Origin of the sequence: uncultured Sulfuricurvum sp., assembly GCF_937936435.1 — a bacterium.
Taxonomy (GTDB): domain Bacteria; phylum Campylobacterota; class Campylobacteria; order Campylobacterales; family Sulfurimonadaceae; genus Sulfuricurvum.
The window spans coordinates 1-24,306 of record NZ_CALDDG010000019.1; the positions used below are offsets into that span (position 1 = coordinate 1).

The window sequence follows — 24,306 nt, forward strand, 5'->3', positions numbered from 1 at the left end:
CACTTTAGGATGGGAAGTTTTGATAAACGCTTCGGAGTTTCCGGTACAGTCGGAAAGTTCCAGCCAGATAATCGGGATTTTATTGAGCTGCGTCACCCCCTCTTCTACAACCTCCTCAAACTGAGGGTGCAGATGCATCGATGCGGTGATCATCGATACCCATCGGTTAAATTCGCGACTCATTTCAAATGATTCCAGCGCCTCGTGAAAATTCTCTACATTCAATTGATTGCGCGGATGGAGGCGGTTGTATTTTTCGATCCGTGCGCGCACTTTTTCGAGTTCCGCCGCTTGCGCCGCCGCTTCTTTTTCAGCACGCAAACGCGCTGCTTCTGCCGGATCGACAGGGGTTGCGGAGATGATCGCACACACATCCTGTTTACACCGTCCGCAGGTTCGCCCCGCTTTTGAGAACTCTTTGAGATCGGCGAACGAGGTGACGGCATTTTCGCGGATGATATCGACCAGTTCCAGCTCATGTACCCCTTCGCAGCTGCAAATGAGTTTCCCGTATTCTGACATCAGACGATTCGAGTAGAGATACGCCGCATCGATCGGCGAATCGGTTTCGATCAGGCGTTTGAGGGCGAGCAGGTCGATATTGGTATTGATCCCGATAAAGCGTTTGAGCCGATCATGATTGACGATGTACTGATCGATCCGATCCCCGTGAGAAATCAGGATATTTTCGTTCTCTTTGTCATTCGGATCAAAATCGGTCGCCGTAACGTCGGCAAACAAAAACGATCCCACTTTGAGTCCGTCGATAGAGACCTCTTCGGTGAAAATCCGATCTTCGCCGAAAAGGTTGGCAATAGCGACATCGGCCTCGATCGTACACTCTTTAACCCGTCCGGCGACGAATCCTCCCTCCCGCAATTGCGCCGCCTCGCCGACGCAATAGATGTTTTCATCGGACGTGCACATCCGCGCATCGACTAAAATCCCTCGGTCACATTCAAGTGTACCGCGTGCAAACGGGATATTCGGATCGATCCCGACTCCGAAAATCACAAACGGATCGTCGATTTCGCCCCCTTTAGTAACGATTTTGGAGATTCGGTTGCCCTGTATTTCTTTGTCCGTAATCTGGTCGTTAAACTGGATACGCACCCGCGGATCGGCTTCAAATATCCCCTGTATCAGTGCCAACCCCTCGCGGCTGATCGAAGCGGAATAGAGGTAGCTCTTCCGTACCAACAACGTGATACTCTTCGGAGCATCGCTGCGCATGAGGGTATCGAGCAGTTCGAGTGCGATCGGTCCCGCTCCGACGATCACGACGTTTTTGCCGATCATCCCCTGCGCGATCTGTTCACAATCTTTTTGGCTTCTGAACGTCGCGGCATTTTCGATGCCGGAGATGTCAAACAACGATTTCGGTCGCGAACCGGTCGCGATGATCAATTTGTCATAATGGTATGCGGCGTTCTCACTGAAAATCCGCTTTTGCTCCGTATCAATCGAATCGATTTTTTGGTTCAGTTCCAGTCTGACTTTCGGATGGAGCTCCAGCTCAATCGAATCGACGCAATTGCAGTCTTCCACCAGTTTGCACAGGTGGATCCGGTCATACGGAGGATGCTCTTCATCCGAAACGATCACGACCTCGGAAGTGCCGTCGCGTTCCATAAGAGTATTGGCAATATACACGGCGGCTATCCCGCCCCCTACGATTACGATTCGCACGTTTTACTCCTCACTCTTGTTTTGGATTTTGGCGGACGCTTTGGCCGCTTTATACGCTTCGCGGCTGGCTTTACATGCCGCTTCCCACTCAAACCACTCTGTATTGACCCCGTCTTCTTTGAATGCCGCAGACTGTTTCGTCTCGCTGTGCCACAATGCTTCATCGGGTTTGGGGCAGGCACGTACGCATTCGCCGCAGTAGATACAGACCCATGGATTATAGCGGTACTCTTTCTCTCCTTCGGGGTGCTGATAGAATACGATCGCCCCCGGCGGACACACTTTTTCGCATTTGTCGCAAAAGATACACGCCTCTTTGTCGTATTCGATCAATCCGCGATACCCCTGCGGCAGTGTTATATCCCGCGCAGGATAGTCGATCGTACGGATCGGTTTGAAGAGATTTTTAAACGCTTCGAGGAGTGCTTTTAGCATCGGTTCTCCCTACTTCGCCGTACACGACATGCACGGATCGAACGAGGCGAGGATAGCAGGGGCATCGGCATATTCGGAACCTTTAAATACCTCCATCATCGCAGGGATTCCCGAAAACGTCGGTGTTTTGATCCGTACTCTCTCGAGCATATTGCCGCCGTTGCCCCGCACCAGATAAAACAGCTCGCCGCGCGGCGCTTCGACACGGACCAGAGCTTCCCCTTTCGGTTTTCCCTTGGTCTTCTCCTGTATCTCACCTGCGGGGAGGTTATCCGCGATGTTGCGGCACATATCGATAGAGTTGACGATTTCACGCAGACGGACAAAATTACGGGCGTGAATATCTCCGCCCGATTCGAGGATCATTTTGTATCCTATCTCTTCATACGGGAAATCATTCGTCTCGGCACGCACGTCCGTCGCCAGACCTGTTGCACGGGCCAACGGACCCAGAGCATTATAGCTATAGGCCTCTTCGAGGCTCAACACCCCTACCCCTTTATATTTGAGCGAGAGCGACCAGTTGCTCTCAAACAAGACCATCAATGCATCGATTTTTTCGGAGAGTGCGGTAAGATTGTGACGAATCAGATCGGCCAGTTCAGGGGTCAAATCACGGTTCACCCCGCCGATGGCGATAAAATCGAACTGGACGCGGTTGCCGCTGATCGCTTCTTGAACATCCATAATCAATTCGCGATCTCCCATTATCTGCATAAAAAGCGCTTCAAAACCGGCATTTTCCGCCGTATGAGCCAGACACAGCATATGCGAATGGATACGGTCGAGTTCCACCATCAGCATCCGCAGGTATTTGATCCGATCATTAGCCTCGTATCCCAGCAATTTTTCGGCGGCGAGGGTATAGGAGAGAGAATGGGTAATAGCGCATAACCCGCAGACACGGGCGACGACATATCCCACCTGCTTGAACTCAAAATTTCGGGTACAGGCAAGCTCTACCCCACGGTGGACGAACCCCACATCGGCATCGACTCCGACAATCTTTTCGTTTTCACACTCGAATTTAAATCGAATCGGCTCGAGCAGGGAAATATGCTGAGAGCCCAGCGGAATATGAACCGTCTTTTTCATGATTCACCCCTTAGCGGATGTTCCAGAGAGTCCTTATCCAAATACAGTCCCCTTTCGGTCCCCTCGATCTTTAGTCCAAACATATCGACGATCTCCCGCTCACTCATAAATGCCGATGGGATCAGACTCACGATGGAAGGGACAGGAGTCTCATAATCGCTCTGCGTGTTATAAATCACGATATCGTCTTTGGCACCGTATCGTGAAAAGATCCATTGCAACTCAATTTTACCTTCTCCCAAATCGATCCCGTTTACAGTCAAGAAATGCCATTGACGTGCGTCGTAGAAAGCATTGATATCTTCCGCCAATGTTGATAATGTCGTCTCAATTTTCATCATGATCTACCCTTTGTGCCATAGAGAGGCGGCTGAGTTTGTGCCCGATCGTCGTGATCGAACCGAACAGTTTAAACGGTTTCTCGATCTCTTTGCTTTTACGCTCTAAAATCTCAATCGCCGACACCAGTGCATCGATAATGAGCTGAGGAGTCGAGGCACACCCCGGGACATAAACATCCACGGGAATATAACGGTCTATTCCGTCCTCGACATTGTACATTCCCCGAAATACTCCGCCCGTTGTCGTGCACGAACCTACCGCAACGACCACTTTGGGCTCGGGAATTTGGGAGTACAGTTCTACCAGACGCTCGCGGGAACGGTAGGTGACCGGCCCCGTCACCAAAAAGATATCCGATTGCTTCGGATTCCCCGTATTGATTACCCCAAAACGTTCCAAATCGAATTTCGGTCCCAGTGCCGCAAGAATCTCGATATCGCACCCGTTGCAGCTGCCGGCATTATAATGCAAAATCCACGGCGATTTTTTCCGAAAAGAGGTGAAAAACTTCATACGAGCATCCATAACAAATTGACGATAGCCAGCGGCAAGGCAATCGTATAGATCAGCTTGATCATCTGCGGCGGACGGACACGGGCCGTCGCATTATCGACCAGATTGACCATAAAAAACACCCCCGCCACCAGTACGGCTCCGAGCCACGCCGATGTTCCTCCGAACACAAACACAAAGCTGTAGATAAAAAGGTATTCGAGGAAACGGGACATATAAAGGAATTCATAAAATACCCCGCTGTACTCGATCTCTACTCCGCCGACGATCTCCTGATGAGCCTCGCCGACATCGAACGGCGATTTTTTCACTTTGATCGGAACGATCATCGCCAATGCGGCAAACAGCAGCGGCATCTGGATCAGATATCCCTCCCCCTGGAGAATCCGGGAAATTTCAAAACTTCCGCTGCAAAGATAAAACCCCACCGCAACCAACAGTAAAATCGGCTCATACGCGATCAGCATCAGCAACTCCCGATTCGCCCCCACGTGCGAATAAACCGACCGAACACTGTAACCGGCCAGTACCAGCATCATCTGGGCAAAAAGGTGGAGAAAAACGATGTATATCAGATTCCATCCCAGAAAAATCGCCGCCACGGTAAACCACAAAATCAGAAAATGGGCCACCGCCAACAGTGCGTGGGGAGCATGAATGATCAACGTACGTTTATCGAGAAGTTTAAACATATCGTAAAACGGCTGCAATAGCGGAGGCCCTTTGCGGCGTTGCATCCGGGCACGAAGCACCCGTTCTCCCCCGTACACTAATCCCCCGAAAACCGGGGCCAACGCAATCCATAACCAGATCATGAGAACGCCCCCACAAAAGCTACACCTACAAACAACAGACCGAAACTCCAATAAATGATCTGTTTGATCCGGGCTGAGGGTTCATAATAGACCAGTGCCGCGTCAAACGGTTCTTTTTCCCCGCAGTGGTACGGCTGTATCCGATCATACCGATCCATTTTTCGGATAAATCTCGGCAATAATAAGATCACGACCAACGGTAATAAAAACAGCATCAAAGCCGAATCGTCCTGTAGCAGCATAAACCATGCCGCCGTCAACACAGCTAAAATACTCAAGGCCATCATCGGAAACCGGAATCCGAGGGGAAGAATCTCTGTTTCTCTCTCTTCCACATCCGAGGAGTTTGAAATCAAAGCCGACGAAACTTTAAAATAGAGAAGAACCAGCAATGCACTCCCGATAATAATCCCGAGCAATACAATTAACAGTATCGGACGCTCCCGCAACAATGACGAAACGGATTCGATCGCAAACATTTTCCCCATAAAAAGACCGAACGGAGGGAGAGTCAGTGAAATAAATCCGAACATGACATAGCCAATCGTTTCAGGTGCGCGATGCGCTATCCCCGCCATATCTTCAACATTTTTGAGATGATAACGCTTTTCCAATACCCCCGCCGCCAAAAACAATAATGCTTTAGACAGAGCATGAAACACCATTAATACCGTTGCCAATGCCATGCTTTCCGTTGTTCCGATGGCTGCCAGTGCCATCATCAATCCCAACAGTGCCACCGTCGAATACCCCAATATCTCTTTGAACACCGATCGAGACAGCGCGAGATACGAGGCAGTAATAAAGACCAATGCTCCGATCGCCGAAAACGTATCACCCAGCGTTGTCTCAGCCCATGCCGGGGCCAGTTTCAAAATCAGATACGGAGCAATTTTCACCATCGTCGCCGAATGGAGCATCGCACTCACCGGTGTCGGTGCGACCATCGCCCCTAGCAGCCATCCGTCAAACGGAATCGAGGCCCCTTTAACCAAGGCCGCCATACTAAGCAATGCAACACTCAGTAACAACATCCCGCCGCTGTTTTGGACCAGTGCATCCAGCATCACCGTATCGAATCCGTATATCGATACAAGCGTTCCCAGCAAAATCACCACTCCTCCGATCTGATTCATCCAAAGGGCTCTAAGTGCATTGGTACGGCTGATCTCATCGTCTCGAAACGCTATCAGCAGATACGATGCCAGTGTCGTCATCTCGAACAGAAAGAAAAACAGCAAAAGCGAATTGGCACAGACTATCGCATTCATGACCGAGAGAAACAGCATCAATCCGATCGTCAAAAGACGCTTTTTAAACGGACTCGCCGATTCTTCTTCCATATAGCGGACGGAGTAAAAAACAATGATTCCGCCGACGATATTAATGATTAAAAACATCATTTTAGACAAGTCATCGACAATCATCTCTGCCGCACCCGCAGAAGGGGCTATCGATTCTGCCCAGCCGTACAACACCAACTGCAATAGAGAAAGGAAGATGATTAAGCGGTTTTTATATGCAATCCCCTGATAAAGGAAATAGAACAACAATACGACATCGGCGATGACGACCAGTATCTTAAGCCCATCGGAAAAATAAAAAGGGATATTCTCTGGAGAAACAAATAAAGAGATGGATACCAGACTCCCCACACCGAGGGCTATCGCACACAATAGATAAATGATTCTAGCGTATGGAGTTATTGCTAAAAAAGCGGCTGCTAAGATCGGTAAGAAAATAAGGGTTTGTACCATCTATTATGCACCCCTTTAAGGAGCTGATTTTGAAGATTATAACACATGATTAACATAGAAAAGTTACAAAATATTTTAAATTTAGATGCCTAATTTCTTAATCTTACCTATGCTAGATATCAAGGAGAGAATATGGAGATTTGATATAAAGAGATTTATGAAAACTTCATGATCGAAACATTGAGATACAGAAAGTGCTATTGCAAAATTCGGATTTTAAAAATCAAAGATTTTATTTTGAAGAAGATGGTGGCGGGGGGGACTACCACTACTAACTTATTTTAGGGATTTATTCAACTTCATCAAAAATAATACCCCTAAAAATACCCCTAAAAATCATTGCTTATGGAGTATTTTCCACTCTTTTTGCTTCCGATCGTCTTGATGGCTGAAACCTCGAAACATAAGGTTTTCAGCATCAAAAAAAGTTGAGAAAGTGTAACTATTATGCACTTAAGATTCAACTTATCGAATCAAATATGAAGCACTATTTTTGACTAATATTTTTTTCATACTTCGCAACAAACATATTCGGAAATTCGATATGTATGCGCGTATGTTCTTCACGATCACTGCTGACAAAAGAAGCGGATGCAATAAATAGGATGAAAAAAAGGATTTTGTGTTTCTTACGAAATTCATGATTCATTGTATATTTTCCTCATAATAATTTTTAGGTTGTGAATGCCGAATGCGGCAAAACGTAAAAACGGTTTATTGATTTCTAAAAATCAGGATGAGGAATGAATTAAGGGCGTGAAGTGAGGGTTTTGTAATAGGTAACTTGTGTGAGGATATTTTCGGTAATAAACTGACAGTTATGATCGAATTTGGTAAGTGCCGATCGTAATTTGATGAGTAAAGCTTTCCCTTGCTTTGCTATATTGAGTTTATCGATGATTCGATTCGCTTCTTTTGCACGAAGCAATAAATCTCTTGCCTCTCGATAATAGCGATAACGATTTAATTCGGCTTCCATGTATTCAAAGATGCTACGTATTTGGATTTCATCGAGACGTATTAATTTCATCCGACCAACTCCCATTGTAGATTTTCATTGATCCTGAGATCAATTCATCAAAATTATAGCGTACTTTTTACATAACTATTTTAAACTAAATATCATCCGATAAATTCAAAAGCAAACACGCTATAATCAAATAAAAATTTTACATTGGAAATTTATGGCTGACAAATTAGACTTATCAACGCTCGAATCATGGCTTTGGGATTCGGCAAACCTCCTGCGTGGGCATATTGACAGCAGTGATTTTAAAAACTATATTTTCGGACTCCTCTTTCTCAAACGTGCCAGCGACCAGTTTTTCGAAGAGGCGGAAATCGCCGCTCACAAAGAGGGAATCACGGTAGAGGAAGCGATAGAGGATGAAGACTTCCACCGCTTTTATATCCCCCAAGCCGCATGGTGGAAAGAGATCACCAAAAAGACGGAGAATATCGGGCAAGCTATTGACCAAGCATTTAGTGCAATCGAAGAGCACAACAGCTCACTAGAGGGGGTTATGACGGCGGTACATTTCGGCGACAGCGAAAAGCTCCCCGATAAGCTCCTCTCCCGTCTTTTGCAGCATTTCAACAAATATTCTCTCGCTAATTCCGCTTTGGAAAATCCCGATATTCTCGGAAACGCCTACGAATACCTGATCCGTGTATTCGCCGACGACGCTGGTAAAAAAGGGGGAGAGTTCTATACCCCCAAAGAGGTGGTGCAGCTCCTCGTTCAACTGATCAAACCTGAAGCGGGAAACACGATCTACGATCCTACCTGCGGAAGCGGCGGTATGCTGATCCAATCGGCGCACTATGTGGCGGATCATGGCGGCATGATCGGCGAGTATGTCAACTGTACCCTCAAAGGTCAGGAGAAAAATTTGGGGACATGGGCGATTTGCAAGATCAACATGATCGTCCATAACTTCAAAGACTCCGATATTCGCAAAGGTGATACTCTCGGTTCTCCGAAACACACGCTCAACGGCGAACTCGAAACGTTTGATCGTGTAATCGCCAATCCCCCGTTTAGCCTCAGTAACTGGTGGGAAGCCGCCGAAGTAGACGTAAAGACCGACGCAAAAGGTCAGCCGATAGCTCCGAAATACAACGACGTTGTAAGCGACGAATACGGACGGTTCCGTTACGGAATTCCTCCCCGTGGATATGGCGACATGGCGTTTTTACAGCACATGATCAGCGTCCTCAAACACAACGGGAAAATGGGGATCGTTCTACCGCATGGTGTCCTCTTCCGTAGCGGCACAGAGGGGAAAATTCGTGAAGGGCTTCTAAAAGACGATCTGATCGAAGCGATTGTGGGATTGCCCGAAAAACTCTTTTACAACACGGGAATCCCTGCGAGCATAATCCTGATCAACAAATCCAAACCCGACGCATTGAAGAATAAAGTAATCTTTATCGACGCTTCCAAAGAGTACAAAGACGGTAAAAACCAAAACTCTCTAACGCCTGAAAATATCGAAAAGGTCGTCAGTTCCTACGACGCTATGAGCGACATAGAGCAGTATATGAGAGTCGTCGATATATCTGAAATAGCCGACAACGACTACAACCTCAATATCGCCCGTTATATCGATATGAGCGAAGCCGAAGAAATCGTCGATATCGAAGAGACGCTGGGGAAAATCAGCGAGATCGAGGAGCGGGAACGGGAGATTGACGAAAAGCTGGGCGGATACCTCCGAGAGTTAGGGTTTGCTCTATGAGTATTCGAGAGGGGTACAAACAGACCGAAGTCGGGGTGATTCCCGAAGAGTGGAAAGTTGTACTATTGGAAGATATTGCTGCTTTTAAAAATGGTAAAGGTCATGAGCAGTTTATAGACGAAAATGGACAATTTATTGTCATAAATTCAAAATTTATTTCAACAGACGGTGAAGTTCATAAATCTTCAAATGAAAACTTATCTCCCCTAATTATTGGAGATATCGCAATGGTTATGAGTGATATTCCAAATGGTCGAGCACTTGCAAAATGTTTTTTAGTAAAAACAAATAACAAATACACTTTGAATCAAAGGATTTGTTCACTAACACCCAAAAAAGACGATTCATTATTTTTATATTATATGTTAAATCGAAATCCGTATTTTTTAAAATTTAATGACGGAGTCAATCAAACTAATCTTCGAAAAAATGAAGTTTTAGAATGTAAAATTCCCCTTCCCCCTCTCCCCGAACAGCAAAAAATCGCCGAAATCCTCAGCACCGTCGATCAAAAAATCGATTCTATCGACTCCAAAATCGAAGAGACCCAAACCCTCAAACGGGGGTTAATGCAGCGGCTTTTGAGTGAGGGGATCGGGCATAGTGAGTTTAAAGAGTCTGAGATCGGACGGATTCCGATGGGGTGGGAGGTTACTCGGATCAGTGACCTCGCTACTGTAAATCCTGAATCACTTTCAAATTCAACTGAACCAAATTTAGAAATCGAATATATTGACATTGCTTCAATTCAGCAGACAGGTACAATTGCCACAACCAATATGTTCCTCTTTTCTGAAGCACCTAGCAGAGCAAGACGGCTGGTTAAACAAAATGACGTTTTGCTTTCTACAGTTCGACCAAATTTAAAGTCATTTGCAATAGTTAAAGAGAAAAAAGAAAATTTAGTATGTTCAACTGGATACGCTGTCTTAAGGTCAAAGGAACAGACTTATTATGAATACATATATCAATTTTTATTAACAGACCTATTTATGGATCAAGTCAATAAAATGTTGGTTGGTTCAAACTATCCTGCAATTAATAATGACGACGTAAAAAAAATATTAATTCCGTTTCCCCCTCTCGACGAACAAAAACAAATCGCTGAAATCCTCTCCACCACCGACGAAAAACTCGAAACCCTGCGAACCAAGAAAGAGGCATTTGAAACTCTCAAAAAAGGGCTTATGCAGAAGCTATTGAGCGGGGAAGTGAGGGTGAATCCTTAATGCCAAGTTTACCTGCAACAAATGGTGTGAATGTTATAGCTCCACATGTAGTGATACTTGGAGCTGGTGCAAGCATTGCCATGACTAGATTAAATGAAGAGAAGTTTGGCAAAAAACTGCCTTCTATGGATAATTTAGTTGAAATTGTAGGTTTAGAAGCACTTTTGACAGAGCATGATATCGAGTATATGGGCAAAAACTTTGAAGTTTTATTTGCAGAATTGAAAGCTGATCAAAAATACAATCAACTTTGTGAAGATATTGAAAAACAGATATATGATTATTTTGCATGCATGAAAATTGCGAATGATCTAACAATCTACGATTATCTTGTCATGTCATTATCAGAAAATGATGCAATTGCAACGTTTAACTGGGATCCGTTTCTACTTCAAGCATTAGCCCGTTGTAGTAGATATACGCATAATCTACCTAGAATCATTCATTTGCACGGAAATACTGGAGTTGGTATATGTCGCCAAGATAGCGTCGTAGGTCATATTAATGCCTTATGCGGAACATGCAATGAAGCATTTGAACCTACACCTTTGCTTTATCCTATCGGAAAAAAAGATTACATTTCCGATCCATGGATAAAAAATGAGTGGGATATTTTAAAAAGCTTTTTGGAAGATGCTTTCTATGTTACAATCTTCGGATACAGTGCTCCGGTTTCTGACATTGAAGCTAAAGAGCTACTTTTAAGCGTTTGGAACAAAAATAAGTCACAGGAACTTGCGGAGATTGAAATTATTGATATCAAATCATCAGAAGAACTATATGAAACTTGGAAAGATTTTATAGTCAGATCACATTACGTTACCACCAAAGACATATTTGATAGTTATTTATTTAGCTTTCCAAGAAGGTCATGCGCAGCTTTTTTTGAAGCTATTTGTATGTGTCGCCCTCAACGAGAGAATCCATTTCCAAAATTTGACAACTTAGCCCAACTGTATTCATGGGTAAAACCTTTAATTGATGAAGAAGAAAGTGGAGAAAAATATAGTTTTCAGGTCTTGGAATGAATAGATCGATAATGCGTTCTCAACTCTTCTCTCGTCGTCTTCGAACCTTCGACCTTGGCAGAAGAATAGACAGCATTGACGATCATGTTTTCTTTTTTCTGTGGGGTATCAAAGTAGGGATTGGAATTAGCGATTGTTTTTTTCATGTGAAATACGTGCCGATTTTAAATTTTACACAATCGAGAGGACTATTAATCCCAAGCTCTTCACCGCATGAAAACGGGAGAGGATAACTTGGGCTACAATATCAGTATTATATTGGATTTGGCATTAGTCGTCCATGAAAGCGAGAGTGGATATGAATTATAAAATCTTTTGTGATGAGAGTAACCATCTCCTCAATGACAAATCAAATGTTATGGTCAATGGTGCTATTTTGATCGAGGCAGACCAAGTCGCTCAAACCAATATTGATATCAAAGCCCTCAAACACAAACACAAATATTACAACGAACTCAAATGGTCTAAATTAATCAAAAGCCGAAAAGATTTTTATATCGAACTGATCGACTATTTTTTCGACAGTGATATGAGATTTAAAGCGACATTCATCCCCAATAAAAAAGATGAAACGCATAAAGCCCTCGGAAAAACGCATGATGAGTTTTACTACATCGTCTATCACTATACCATTCGGAATTTTATCGAGAGTGGGAATGATTATAAAATTTATCTCGATTACAAGGACATTAACGGCGGTAAACGGGTCAAAAAACTCGGAGAAATTTTAAGTCATCGGGGTAAAACCGAAGCATTTATCATCAAATCTCAAGAGTCCCAAATTTTGCAACTTTGTGATCTGTTTATCGGGGCAATTGCCTATAAAAACAGAACCGATATTTCACATGAGAGTGAGATCAAAAACTTTGTGGTTGAGTATTTGGAACAAAAACTCGAATATGAATTGATAGAAACCACTCCTTGGATTGAGAAATTCAATATCTTCCGATGGTTTTTGGCAGGGCGTAAATAATGACCTTGTTGAATCATATTGAGATTAATACATTAACTACAGAGGGGATAGAACTTCTCTATCGCATATTTGAAAGTGATTTTATCCTCAATCGTACTTTTTTGACCAATGGAACACATACGTTTCAAATCGACGTTAAAGAGAGAAGTCTTTGCCCCTGCCCGTTTGGTAATACGGAAAAGCCTGAAAAATTTTGGCATGTTGTGACACGGGATAAAAAGAACTCTCAAAAGAGCAATAATCCCTGCCCTGATCCAAGAGAAAAACTAAGAGCGTATGACAAAGCACGAGCCAAAAGAATCCACTGGATCAAAATCCTAATCGATCAGTGGCAAAATGACCCTGAAATAGTCCATTTTTATCAAACAAGAAGCAGCAGAGAAGACAATCTATTGATTTGGCACAAAAAAGAGAAGTTTCTTGTCATCATTCGGAGAATTGGGAGAGCGCATAGCCGATATTTGGTTTCTTCATACGTGCTACACGATTCAGAAGAACATCGATACGAAAAACAGTTGCAAGAGTATTTGAAAAATGCACCGACGGGGGCAGAATGGTTTTGAGAGATTGGTCGCCCATACGGCAGGGCGAAACGCCACTTGTAAAAAGCATAGAGCTTTTTACTACCCCTATCCTTAAAGATAGCCTTGGTAGTTCAAGAAGTCTATTTATACACTATCTTTGGTAAAAAAAGTATAAATTTTACACCTTAAGGGAATAATTATGAGCCAAATGACCCCCGAATATCTACAAAGCGAACTTCCCGCACTGGAACTTTTTCAAAAGCTTGGGTATGACTATATCGACGCTTCGATAGACGATAGTCGTTCTTCGATCAGCGACGTGCTGCTATTGGATCGATTGGGATCGGCTCTGCAAAAAATCAACCCATGGCTCAGCGGGAACGTTCTTGAGAAGGTGATCCGAAATATCACGACAATCTCAGCAAGTTCTCTCATGGAAGCGAATCAACGAGCATTTGAGCTGATCACCAAAAGCGACGCTATCACCGAAAAGCCAACCCCCGATTCCAAGCCTCAGCCTGTTTTCCTGATCGATTATCAGAATATCGAAAACAACGATTTCCTCGTCGTCAACCAAATGAAGTTCCACGGACAGGGAAATAACTCGATCCCCGATATCGTTATCTATGTCAACGGCTTGCCGCTGGCAGTGATCGAAGCAAAATCCCCGAAGGTGAGTATCACCGACGCAATCAGCGATTTGGAGTATTACCAAACCAATTCCCCGAAGCTTTTCCACTACAATCAAATCTGTGTCGGGATCAATAAGGGCAAAGCCCTCTATGGGACTATCGGCGGAAGTTTTCCCCATTACGCTAAATACCGAGCCGACGACGCTACAGCAGTCCGTGAGCTGGTAGATCGGGAACCAACGGCTCAGGATATATTGATACACGCTTTGTTTCAAAAAGAGATATTTTTAGACATAGTGCGTAACTTCACGATCTTTGAAGTGGATCAAGGTCGAACGATCAAAAAACTCCCCCGCTATCAACAGCTCCGTGCGGTCAACAAAATCCTTGATCGGTTGCATACAACCAACAAAGGCGGTGTTGTATGGCACACCCAAGGATCGGGCAAATCGATCACCATAATCTACTTGGCGACGAAGCTGCGGCGGGAGGAAGCGGGATTTGATAACCCGACGATTTTGGTGGTGACGGATCGGATCGATCTCGATAATCAAATCAGCTCAACCTTTCGACGGGTGGGATTTGATAATCCGATTCAAACGGCAAGCATTGCCAATCTCAAGGAACTGTTAAAAGACACCTATGGTAAAACCCTTATGACGACGATTCATAAGTTCCAAGAACGTGCCGAAGAGCTGCGGGAGAATGTGGAAGTGCTATCGGATAAAGAGAATATCTTTGTCCTGATCGACGAAGCTCATAGAAGCCAATACGGCATGACAGCAGCGTATATGAGAAGCGCACTTCCCAAAGCTAAGTTTATCGCCTTTACGGGAACCCCTATCGATAAAGAGTCCAAATCGACATTGCGAGAGTTTTACGGCGGGGACTATATCGATAAGTACACGATCAAACAATCGGTCGAAGACGGCAATACACTGGCGATTCGGTATCAGACGGGAATGCCTGACTTTTTTATCGAAAAAGAGCTTATGAATGAAGTGTTCAGTGCCACGTTCGGGCATGAGAGCGAAGAGAAACAAGCCAAGTTCAAAGGCAAAGCGGCGAGTTTGGACACTTTCCTCATGGCAAAGCGTCGAGTCGAAGAGATCGCCAAACATTTGATCGGACATTTCAGAGATAAAATCTATCCTGACGGCTACAAAGCCATGCTGGTGTGTCACAACCGCTATCAGGCAATTGCCTATCAGAAAGCGTTTTTAAAACTCAAGGAGCAAGGGTTAAATACCTTTGAGACCAAAGTGATCATGAGTTTGGACACCAAAAAAGACCCTGCCGAGTTCAAAGAGTTGGCAATTCCCGAAGATCAGGTAAAAACAGTGATCGAGAATTTCAAACTCCCTTTTGGAAGTGAGAGCGATTTGAGCAGAGGGGGCAAAAAGCAGTTTGACAACACCGCTATTCTGATCGTCTCCGATATGCTCCTCACAGGGTATGACGCTCCGATTGTCCAATGTATGTATATCGATAAGCTACTCAAAGAGCATACCCTACTCCAAGCTATCGCACGGGTCAATCGTACCCGAAGCGGCAAAGAGTACGGATTGGTCGTCGATTATGCGGGAATCACCAACTATCTCACCGACGCTTTAAAAATATTCAGCGGCGATTTGGAAGCCAAAGACGTTATGAGCGATATTGAGAACGAGAAAACGGTACTGGAAAACCGTCATTCTAAAATGGTGGCGTATTTTAGTACGATCAAGATCGACCGTCATAAAGAACGGGCGAAATTTGTCGACGCGTGCGTGCTGTATCTCGAACCCGACGATCTGCGAGACAAATTTATCGAGCTGGTGAAGCTCTTTAACAAGTCTATGGATATTGTGCTGCCCGATCCGTTTGCCGTGGCGTATGAGTATGATTTAAAACTCTTCAATGACATAAAACTCGAAGCAGTCAATACCCATACCCCTGAAAAGCTCTTTATCACCAAGGAAGAGAGCAAAAAAATCCAAATGATTATCGACGAACACCTCCGTGCGACGGGGGTACATTATCTACTCTCCGAAGCGGTGGACATTACCGATTCCAAGCGGTTCGAAGAGGAGTTGGCACGCAAAGGCGGCAAGACAAAAGAGCTGACAATCGCCAATCGGATCAAACACACAATCCAAGCCAATAAAAAAGAGAATCCTGAGTTTTATGAAGATTTAGCCAAACGGTTGGAGCGGCTGATCCGTGATCGAGAAGAGGAGCGGATCGACCAAGCACAACTGCTGTTGGAGTTCAATAAAATCCAAGAAGAGATTCTAAACTCGAAAGAGGAGTGGAAGCGGTTGGGGCTTGCCTCACAGATTGAGTTCCCCGTCTATAAAAAACTCGAAAAACTCTTCCCTGATCCCAAAGGGCTGACGGTAGCTATATTCGAAAAAATCGGTCTTTATCTGCAAAAAGCCGATTGGAAAGATCACGACGATCTGAAGCGGGAAATCCGTAAAGAGATAAAATCCTTACTACGTGCAGCGGGTGCGGATAGCGAACTGCTCAAGTCGCTGCCGGTCGATATTGTGGATATTTTAGAGAACCAATGATCAGCATTCAATACGGCACCCGAACCATAGAGTTCGAAGTGCAGCGCAACAATCGTCTCAAGCACACCTATATCACCGTAGAGCGGGATTGTCCCGTGTTGGTGCGGGCGAATGATAAGGTCGATAATGACGAGATCAAAAAACTGGTTCGACAAAAAGCAGCGTGGATTTGTTCCAAGCTCGAAGAGTTGGGGCAATCCCCCATTCAAAACACCATAATCACAGGCTCACGCCTCTATTATCTCGGTAAGAGTTATTACGTCGAACTGATCAAAGAAGAGCGTGAAGGGATTGTAATCGACTTTATAAGCTCAAAATTCAGGATACACACTCCGCAAGGAGTAGATCAAGAAGCAATCAGCGAAGCCATAGAGATTTTTTACCTCGAAAAAGCGCATGAGAAGATTAAAAAACTGGTGCTCAAGTGGAGCAATAAAATGGAGCTTTTCCCCGATCATATCGATTTCAAGCTATCGAATACCAAATGGGGAAGCTGCAATCACAAGAATCAGATCACTTTCAATCCTGAACTTATGAAACTCTCCCCTTCACTGATTGAATACGCCGTGATTCATGAGTTGGCGCATATCGCCTATAAAAACCATTCGAAAGAGTTTTGGGGATTAATCAAAAAGCACCTGAGCGGCTATCAACACTGTGAAGAGCAGCTCAAGGCGTTTGAGAAGAAGATATAAGCTATCTTTCCATTCCTCGCCCTCTTTTACGTTCAAACGATATCTTTTCCTCTTTTGGCATTAAAATCGCTTTAAAGGCTAATTCCGTTCGTTTGACAATGAATTTTGCCCCTTCGATGATCGAGTCTTTAAATTTGAACAGCGCACTTATAATCTCAAAGCTTTTTTGATGGGCTGTGTTGTGTGCCTCTAATACTTTGTCAATATTGGTTTCGAGGGTTTTTTCATCGATTTTTTCTCCCATGATCCCTTTGATTTTGCTCGATTCGATGATTTTCGCTCCGGTGTATGTTCGCATTTGTCTGAGGGTGTCGCCGTGAGTATTGATCTGCTCTTTGGTCGGGGAGTTGTCCTCGATTTTATGTTCTTCGAGCTGTTTGATCGCCTCTTCGAGTTTGGCAAGCAGTTCGGATTTATCCTCAGATTTATTGACCTGAGTATTGAGTTTATGAAGTTCTTTTTTATCCTCGGTCGTGACATCCAATCCACTGATTCGCTGTTGCATATCTCGAAATTTATACGCTTCAATTTCACTGTTAAGCCGGTTGATAACTTTGGTCTGTTCGAGGAGTTCAATATCTTGTCGGTAATTTTGTTTGGCGAGTTGCGAGCGTTGAGATTCAAGGGTGTTGATCTGTTCTTGCAACATCTCTTTGGTCTTTTCGACCGCTTTGAATGCACGATGTTCCAATCGCACCGCTTGTGATCCTTTTTCTCCCCGCTTCATCATCAGAGAATCGGCGGTTATGTCTTGGAGTTTTTTCAGTCCATCACGTCCAACTGTCCGCTGTATCGTTGAGCCGTCCGGTCGCAAATTGCACATAACGATATGGGCATGGTAGTTTTTATCTTTAACACTTTTGCCCTCGTCACGATGGATTGCAATTTGAACAGAGCGGAAACCGAACTCTTTTTCGATTTCATCAGCCAATACCTGAACATCTTTTAGGGTGTGTCCGGCATTGAGATTAACTACTGCTTCCACTGCTTTGATCGTATCGGATTTTATTTTTCGTCCGACCCGTTCACAGTAGTTTTTTTCGGCTTCGGTAACGTATTCCTCCAACAGCCTTTTAGCTTCCTCAGCAGATCGATCGTATTCATTCTCTTTGGAGTCATCGACCAGATACGTCACTTTATCGGATCGATCATTATGAGAAAAACAATGTGCTTTTGCCGTTTGTATGTTGATAGATGAGATTGCCATTTTTATACCTCATTGAGCTTGCGATATGGGTATCGCGCAAGAAATAAGGAACTTATTGCGTAGTGCGCACTACGCAATAGCTATCGCTATTACCGTGCGGCTCACAAGTTCGCTTATTGAATGGTTGAAGTCATTTGACAAAACATTGAGTGATTTCATTCATATTTTTCAGTAGGTACGATTCGCGTTTTCGATCAAATCGAAAATAGTGTCGTAGCCGTTTTCTCGCATAAACGCTTGCAGGTTTTCACCCTCTCTGCGTTTTCTCCGATGAGCGGTGAGCCACGGTTTTTCATGCGCTGTTCTCATGCGAACCAGTCGAGCGCGAATATTGGTAACCGTCCGTCCTTGTCCTGAGAGGACTTCGTGAATCAGTGCATTTCGATATTTCTCAAAGTCTCCGCCCAACTCTGTTGCGATACGTTCAATTTCTTGGATCACGATCTCCCGTGCTAATCCATCGATGTGTTCGGGTAGTTTTTCATAGGGGTCAATCGTTGTAACGATCTCGCAATTTTTTTCCCTATCTTCCTCCGAAGAAGATGAAGTATTTTTAAGAGTTGAGTATTGTTTAGAGTTAGTATTTATATGTGTCATAGTTTTACCGCTACGGTTAGAACCCGCAACGGTTTTTTGCCGACACGGTAAATTTTTCTCATAGTCATCTTCTAAATCCCTATGATCGTGGCTTTTGTTCGGAAAGATAGAGAAAATTTTTGCACCAAACGTCCCATCTGAGGATCGTTCTTGCCCCACATCATCAATCCACCCTGCCTCATGTAACTCGACTATGACTTTACGGAGTGTCGGGGTAGATATTTGGAGAGCTTTTGCGATGTCTCGCATATAAAATTCCCATGAATCGGGTTTGACCGCCAAATAGCAAAACAAGGCGCGTGCAGTCGCCGAAAGGGTACGATCTTCTATCAGTGCATTGGGGATTTGTGAAAACTCGCTTCGTAGATGATTTCTGAGATAGTTTTTAGCCATTGTATACCCCCAAAGAAAGAGTGCTATAATGGCTCATGCTGATTGTACGCGGCTCAATGCAAACGCATTAAGCTCCGATTTTGCCCATACAGTCACGCGGTCTGAAAGCTTGATCGCTTTGAGCTTCCCTTGCTTTGTATAAAGCCAAATGGTCGATGTGCCGACACCTAAATATTCTGCCGCTTGTTTGTCCCGTAGAAATTCCATGTGTAACCTTTGGATATAGATTACTTAGCGCTAAGTTGGAGAAAATTATTGCGGATTAGAGGGGATTGGAGAAGGCACCAAATTTATATTTTAGTGTCTTGACAAAAGGGTTTAATGCTCGTACTGGAAATAATGCCCTGCGATGAATTCCTGATAGCGTCGCTGATCTATTAGTTCAAGCCCCAATTGCAAATACGCTTTGTAGGTATCTTTATGCATTTCGGATTTTTTAGGAAGATCTTTTGAGTTATTCCAATACAAATCTATCTGATCCATGACATATGTACGGGTTTTGGTCTCATGGCTCAACCCGACTTTATAGCAGTCGTATATGAACAATACATCTGCCAAACGTCCAAATAAATGTTTTTCGGATGGGTCAATGTACATCGCATGATCTTTGATAGCTGGCTGTATCGACACTTTCGGAGGTAGTGGTAAGTCGCATAGCTGATCCAAACTCTGTAGTTTTTCGGGATCGCGGTGATACTCTTCATGCAATTTGTAGATCAAATCCCTGTTGGCTTCCTTTGGCTCGTTTAAATCGATTTCGACAAGGATTTTTCCCGGATTGTAAACATCTATCCGCCCTTTTGGTTTGAGCATTGGCATATTAAAAAATGTGTCATTCAAAACGGTACTACCGGGTCCGTTCATCTCAAAAAATCTTCGAATTTCATTGGGATGAAAAATCTTCTCCGGGGGATCAAGCGGAAACAAATCATTTTTATCTTGGCGCGAAAAATGATATAGGTTACTGTAGCCGCTTTCATAGAGGAATGTAAGCAAAGGATAATCGACACTGAAATATTGATGAAAATCCGTTTCTTGTTCTATAACCGTATGGGAGTCTCGTTTATTCTCAGCATTGCCAAGATCAATATATTCACACCAACCCTTGATGGATTCGAAAAGATTTTCTTCATCCTGACGCCAAATACATTCAGGTGTAAAGGCATGAATGGCCATATACACGGAATTGAAATATTTTTGTGCCCGTTCACATCGCTTTTCAAACTCGACATAAATGGACGCATCGCGTCTCATCACTTTTTTCAGTTCGTCTATGTGTTCACTTTTTGATGATGCCATCTTATTTGCTCTTCTTTGTTTTATCCAAAAAGTCTGCCCACCATTGCAAAAGTTCTCGCATTTGTTCGGTGTAATCTGCTTTATGGGTGTAGGCTCTGACAACTTTATTTTCCTCATGGTGATCCAAAGCACGTTCCCGCACTTCAAAACTCACTCCATGCTCTTTGGCATATGTTTCACTCAATGATCGAAATGTTCCTCTAAAACTATGAAGCGTCTGTTTACGTTCTTTAACTTCATCTACGAATCCCATAATACGTAAAGCTTTATTTCCGGCTTCTTTGTTCACGTGTTCAAAGTTTTTTCGGACGCCATGAAAAACCCATTGCCCCCATCCGGTAACTTCTCTCACTTCTTTTAGAATATTGACTGCTTGTACTGGGAGCGGTAATACAAAATCCGGAAGATTGTGATCTTTGACTTTCATCTCGGATCGGGGGATCGTAATGATCGCTTTGTCAAAATCGATTTGATCCCAACGTAATTTACATAGATTATCGGCACGTAAAGGCATGATAGAGACAAAACGGAGAACATTTCGTACAATCACCCCACCTTCCCCCTTGTACTGCTCTATCGCCCTTAAAAGCTCTCCTAAAATTTTTTCATCCGTGATCTTTGGAATATGCTTTTCTTTATGCGGTAAAAATGCATCATTTGTGATACGATCGGGAACATTCATTTCGGTATGACCGTGATTAATCGCATATCTCCAAAGCCGTTTACAATCTCGAAATCGACGTTTGGCAACTTCGGGAGCCGTTTTCTCTTTAATTTTGAGGATTCTCAATAATTCGGGATGGGTGACCTCTTTGATATGCTTCGAGGAAATGATGATGTGCCGTTCGTTGTAGGTGCATAGATAAGGGAAAATATCTTTTTCAAACGATGAAACACGCTTGGTATGTGTACTATCATCATTGTTGAGCGTTGCAAGCCATTCATATGCGACACGGTGGAACTGTCCATGAACGGCCTCTTGTTCTTCGATCGCTTTTTCTTCAATTATTGCTTTGGATTCTTTGCGCTCTGCGGATGGGTCTATCCCTTTGGAGATTTCTCGTTTGTACTCGTCTCGTTTGGCTCTCGCTTCTGCCAACGTCGTTTCGGGGTAGGTTCCTAATGAGATGAGTTTTTCTTTCCCTTCAAAGAGATATTTCAAACGCCATAATTTGCCACCGGCCGGTTTAATCAGCAAAAATAGCCCGCCTCCGTCGAAGAGTTTATAATCTTTTTCGGTCGATTTTGCTTTTTTTATCTCGGTATCGGTTAGGGGTACTGCTTTGCGAGCCATAGGGGTATTCTCACTTTTTAGGGGTATCTTTTTAGGAGTTTTAATACCCCTAAAGCAAAGTACCCCTAAATGTACCCCTAAAAATCTTAGTTTATGTTGAAGTCTATAAATCGGTATTAGAGGCTAAAAAGCATTAAAAGTGGCTATTTTGTGAAGTTTTATAAGGATTTTGTGAATGAAATTAAAGGAGATTATTTTGTAAGATGGTGGCGGGGGGGGGACTCGAACCCCCGACCTCCGGCTTATGAGACCAGCGCTCTAACCAGCTGAGCTACCCAGCCATCTTTGGGAAGACCGGAATTATAGTAATGAATAGCTTATTAAAACCTTTAAAACACAATCATTTAAGTATAAATTTTATCTGCTCATTTTTATAGATTCAATATGACTCATAAACATTGAGTCATATTGACTAAGACTATTGACATATTAGGGAAACTCGTGTACAATCCCCGCTATAAAAATCTTACTATAAAGGAAATGCTATGAACTTCCAACCACTTGGAAAACGCGTATTGGTTCAACGTCTCGAAGAGGCTACCAAAACCGCTTCGGGAATCATCATCCCCGACAACGCAAAAGAAAAACCTTCACAAGGTACCGTCGTTGCCGTAAGTAACGAGGTAGAAAATGTAGCAACGGGCGACACGGTTGTTTTCGGGAAATATGCCGGAAATGAGCTAACCCTTGATGGAAAAGCCTATTTGGTCATCGAGACCGACGATCTTCTGGGCATTATCAAATAATTCATTTATATTAAGGAACACACTATGGCAAAAGAGATCCATTTTTCAGACGACGCACGCAACAAGTTGGCCGCAGGGGTACAAAAACTGACCGATGCGGTAAAAGTAACCATGGGACCGCGCGGACGTAATGTCCTGATCCAACGCAGCTACGGCGCTCCGTTAATTACCAAAGACGGTGTGTCGGTCGCAAAAGAAGTCGAACTCAAAGACGCTTTGGAAAACATGGGAGCACAACTCGTTAAAGAGGTAGCATCCAACACGGCGGATGAGGCAGGTGACGGTACGACGACGGCGACAATCCTTGCCAACTCTATTTTCAAAGAAGGGCTTCGCAATATCACGGCAGGTGCTAACCCTGTCGAAGTAAAACGCGGTATGGACAAAGCGCTTGAAGCAATTTTGGAAAATCTAAAAGCCGCTTCACGTGTCATCAACGATAAAAAAGAGATTGCGCAAGTAGCAACGATCTCTGCAAACTCGGATGAGCGTATCGGTGCGATGATCGCCGAAGCGATGGATAAAGTAGGCCGTGACGGCGTCATCACCGTCGAAGAAGCCAAAGGGATCAATGACGAACTCGACGTCGTCGAAGGCATGCAGTTCGATCGCGGCTACCTCAGTCCGTATTTCATCAACAACTCGGAAAAAATGACCGTTGAGTTGGATCATCCGTTTATCCTCCTCTTCGATCAAAAAATCTCGAATCTCAAAGATTTGCTTCCAGTATTGGAACAAGTCCAAAAAAGTTCACGCCCGCTTCTCATCATTGCAGAAGACGTCGAAGGTGAAGCGTTGGCAACCTTGGTCGTCAACAAATTGCGCGGTATCCTGAACATCACTGCGGTTAAAGCTCCGGGATTCGGCGACCGCCGCAAAGCGATGCTCCAAGACATCGCTATTCTTACCCGTGCACAAGTGATCTCCGAAGAGATCGGACGCACCTTGGAAAGTGCTACGGTCGCAGACCTCGGGCAAGCGGCTCGCGTCGTTATCAGTAAAGACAATACGACCATCGTAGACGGTGCCGGTGAAAAAGAGATGGTAGAAATGCGTGTCAAAGAGATCCGTACCCAAATCGAAACAACCACCAGCGAATACGACAAAGAAAAACTCCAAGAGCGTCTTGCTAAACTTGCCGGCGGTGTCGCAGTTATCAAAGTCGGTGCGGCGACAGAAACCGAAATGAAAGAGAAAAAAGACCGTGTCGACGATGCTCTCTCCGCAACCAAAGCGGCTGTTGAAGAGGGAATCGTTATCGGCGGCGGTGCGGCATTGATCCGTGCGGCGGCAAAAGTGAAACTCGATCTTAGCGGCGATCAAAAAATCGGATGCGAAATCATCCTCCGCGCGATCACCGCACCGGTTAAACAAATCGCTGAAAATGCGGGATACGATGCGGGTGTCGTTGTGAATACCATCGTTACCGCAGCCAATGAAAATATCGGGTTCAATGCTGCTACCGGAGAATACGTCGATATGTACGAAGCGGGAATCATCGATCCTCTCAAAGTAGAGCGTGTCGCATTGACTAACGCAACATCCGTATCAAGTATGCTTTTGACAACCGAAGCGACAATCCACGAGATTAAAGAAGACAAACCGGCTCCGATGCCGGATATGGGCGGAATGGGCGGAATGCCGGGGATGATGTAAGTTCGGACAAGCAAGGGTGACTTACGTCACGCTTGCCCGAACGAAACCTCTTTTTTACTCCCCCTTCGATACACTTTCTCAAACCATCAAC

Annotated in this window: 22 protein-coding genes and 1 tRNA gene; 9 read left to right on the forward strand and 14 right to left on the reverse strand. The window is 44.3% G+C overall.

From position 1 onward, the window contains the following. The 8 genes from Q0389_RS02100 to Q0389_RS02135 form a co-directional block, all read right to left on the reverse strand. Positions 1–1,689, reverse strand: a 1,689-nt coding sequence (locus Q0389_RS02100; RefSeq protein WP_298691143.1) for an FAD-dependent oxidoreductase, incomplete at its 3' end; no start/stop codon positions are given. Between the two features lie 3 nt (positions 1,690–1,692). Further along, the gene (locus Q0389_RS02105) at positions 1,693–2,124 is read right to left on the reverse strand and encodes a 4Fe-4S dicluster domain-containing protein (protein WP_298691145.1); all 432 of its coding nucleotides are present in this window, start codon (positions 2,122–2,124) and stop codon (positions 1,693–1,695) included. A gap of 9 nt (positions 2,125–2,133) precedes the next feature. After that, the gene (locus Q0389_RS02110; RefSeq protein WP_298691147.1) at positions 2,134–3,219 is read right to left on the reverse strand and encodes a nickel-dependent hydrogenase large subunit; all 1,086 of its coding nucleotides are present in this window, start codon (positions 3,217–3,219) and stop codon (positions 2,134–2,136) included. After that, a complete protein-coding gene (locus Q0389_RS02115) occupies positions 3,216–3,560 on the reverse strand; it encodes an NADH-quinone oxidoreductase subunit C (RefSeq protein WP_298691149.1) in 345 nt (114 codons plus the stop codon). Before Q0389_RS02115 ends, Q0389_RS02110 begins: the two co-directional genes overlap by 4 nt. Beyond that, positions 3,547–4,074, reverse strand: coding sequence for an NADH-quinone oxidoreductase subunit NuoB (gene nuoB, locus Q0389_RS02120; RefSeq protein WP_298691151.1), 528 nt, complete (start codon positions 4,072–4,074; stop codon positions 3,547–3,549). The genes Q0389_RS02115 and nuoB overlap by 14 nt, the downstream gene beginning before the upstream one ends. Further along, on the reverse strand, positions 4,071–4,889 hold the full coding sequence (locus Q0389_RS02125; protein WP_298691153.1) for a complex I subunit 1 family protein: 819 nt from the start codon (positions 4,887–4,889) through the stop codon (positions 4,071–4,073). Before Q0389_RS02125 ends, nuoB begins: the two co-directional genes overlap by 4 nt. After that, positions 4,886–6,646 carry a proton-conducting transporter membrane subunit gene (locus Q0389_RS02130; protein WP_298691155.1) on the reverse strand — a complete coding sequence of 587 codons (1,761 nt, stop codon included), beginning with the start codon at positions 6,644–6,646 and terminating at the stop codon, positions 4,886–4,888. Before Q0389_RS02130 ends, Q0389_RS02125 begins: the two co-directional genes overlap by 4 nt. Positions 6,647–7,394: 748 nt before the next feature. Beyond that, positions 7,395–7,676 (reverse strand): hypothetical protein, encoded by a 282-nt coding sequence (locus tag Q0389_RS02135; protein WP_298691157.1) that lies wholly within the window; start codon positions 7,674–7,676, stop codon positions 7,395–7,397. Between the two features lie 154 nt (positions 7,677–7,830). On the opposite strand from Q0389_RS02135, the gene Q0389_RS02140 reads away from it, so the two are divergent. The 7 genes from Q0389_RS02140 (at position 7,831) to Q0389_RS02170 (ending at position 17,023) form a co-directional block, all read left to right on the forward strand. Continuing rightward, on the forward strand, positions 7,831–9,387 hold the full coding sequence (locus Q0389_RS02140; protein ID WP_298691159.1) for a type I restriction-modification system subunit M: 1,557 nt from the start codon (positions 7,831–7,833) through the stop codon (positions 9,385–9,387). Continuing rightward, positions 9,384–10,616: a restriction endonuclease subunit S gene (locus Q0389_RS02145; protein ID WP_298691161.1), complete on the forward strand. Its 1,233-nt coding sequence runs from the start codon at positions 9,384–9,386 to the stop codon at positions 10,614–10,616. Before Q0389_RS02140 ends, Q0389_RS02145 begins: the two co-directional genes overlap by 4 nt. Continuing rightward, positions 10,616–11,644 carry a hypothetical protein gene (locus tag Q0389_RS02150; RefSeq protein ID WP_298691163.1) on the forward strand — a complete coding sequence of 343 codons (1,029 nt, stop codon included), beginning with the start codon at positions 10,616–10,618 and terminating at the stop codon, positions 11,642–11,644. Before Q0389_RS02145 ends, Q0389_RS02150 begins: the two co-directional genes overlap by 1 nt. 298 nt (positions 11,645–11,942) lie before the next feature. Continuing rightward, positions 11,943–12,617: a DUF3800 domain-containing protein gene (locus Q0389_RS02155; RefSeq protein ID WP_298691164.1), complete on the forward strand. Its 675-nt coding sequence runs from the start codon at positions 11,943–11,945 to the stop codon at positions 12,615–12,617. After that, on the forward strand, positions 12,617–13,180 hold the full coding sequence (locus Q0389_RS02160) for a hypothetical protein (protein WP_298691166.1): 564 nt from the start codon (positions 12,617–12,619) through the stop codon (positions 13,178–13,180). The genes Q0389_RS02155 and Q0389_RS02160 overlap by 1 nt, the downstream gene beginning before the upstream one ends. 160 nt (positions 13,181–13,340) lie before the next feature. After that, complete coding sequence (locus Q0389_RS02165; protein WP_298691169.1) at positions 13,341–16,328, forward strand: type I restriction endonuclease subunit R; 2,988 nt, start codon at positions 13,341–13,343, stop codon at positions 16,326–16,328. Continuing rightward, on the forward strand, positions 16,325–17,023 hold the full coding sequence (locus Q0389_RS02170) for a SprT family zinc-dependent metalloprotease (protein ID WP_298691171.1): 699 nt from the start codon (positions 16,325–16,327) through the stop codon (positions 17,021–17,023). Before Q0389_RS02165 ends, Q0389_RS02170 begins: the two co-directional genes overlap by 4 nt. Position 17,024: 1 nt before the next feature. On the opposite strand, the gene Q0389_RS02175 is transcribed toward Q0389_RS02170, so the two are convergent. The 6 genes from Q0389_RS02175 to Q0389_RS02200 all read right to left on the reverse strand — a co-directional run bounded on the left by Q0389_RS02175 (position 17,025) and on the right by Q0389_RS02200 (position 22,094). Continuing rightward, on the reverse strand, positions 17,025–18,230 hold the full coding sequence (locus Q0389_RS02175) for a hypothetical protein (protein ID WP_298691173.1): 1,206 nt from the start codon (positions 18,228–18,230) through the stop codon (positions 17,025–17,027). A gap of 168 nt (positions 18,231–18,398) precedes the next feature. Further along, on the reverse strand, positions 18,399–19,220 hold the full coding sequence (locus Q0389_RS02180) for a hypothetical protein (protein ID WP_298691175.1): 822 nt from the start codon (positions 19,218–19,220) through the stop codon (positions 18,399–18,401). Between the two features lie 33 nt (positions 19,221–19,253). Next, positions 19,254–19,427 (reverse strand): helix-turn-helix domain-containing protein, encoded by a 174-nt coding sequence (locus tag Q0389_RS02185; protein ID WP_298691177.1) that lies wholly within the window; start codon positions 19,425–19,427, stop codon positions 19,254–19,256. A gap of 111 nt (positions 19,428–19,538) precedes the next feature. Continuing rightward, positions 19,539–20,519: a hypothetical protein gene (locus tag Q0389_RS02190; RefSeq protein WP_298691179.1), complete on the reverse strand. Its 981-nt coding sequence runs from the start codon at positions 20,517–20,519 to the stop codon at positions 19,539–19,541. Between the two features lies 1 nt (position 20,520). Beyond that, complete coding sequence (locus tag Q0389_RS02195) at positions 20,521–21,813, reverse strand: integrase arm-type DNA-binding domain-containing protein (protein WP_298691181.1); 1,293 nt, start codon at positions 21,811–21,813, stop codon at positions 20,521–20,523. A gap of 204 nt (positions 21,814–22,017) precedes the next feature. Further along, positions 22,018–22,094: transfer RNA gene (locus Q0389_RS02200), tRNA-Met, on the reverse strand. 204 nt (positions 22,095–22,298) lie between these two features. Between Q0389_RS02200 and groES the strand changes: the two genes are divergently transcribed. Together groES and groL are read left to right on the forward strand one after the other, a co-directional pair. After that, positions 22,299–22,559: a co-chaperone GroES gene (gene groES, locus Q0389_RS02205; protein WP_298691183.1), complete on the forward strand. Its 261-nt coding sequence runs from the start codon at positions 22,299–22,301 to the stop codon at positions 22,557–22,559. Positions 22,560–22,583: 24 nt separating this feature from the next. Further along, positions 22,584–24,215 carry a chaperonin GroEL gene (gene groL, locus Q0389_RS02210; protein WP_298691185.1) on the forward strand — a complete coding sequence of 544 codons (1,632 nt, stop codon included), beginning with the start codon at positions 22,584–22,586 and terminating at the stop codon, positions 24,213–24,215. Positions 24,216–24,306: the final 91 nt, after the last annotated feature.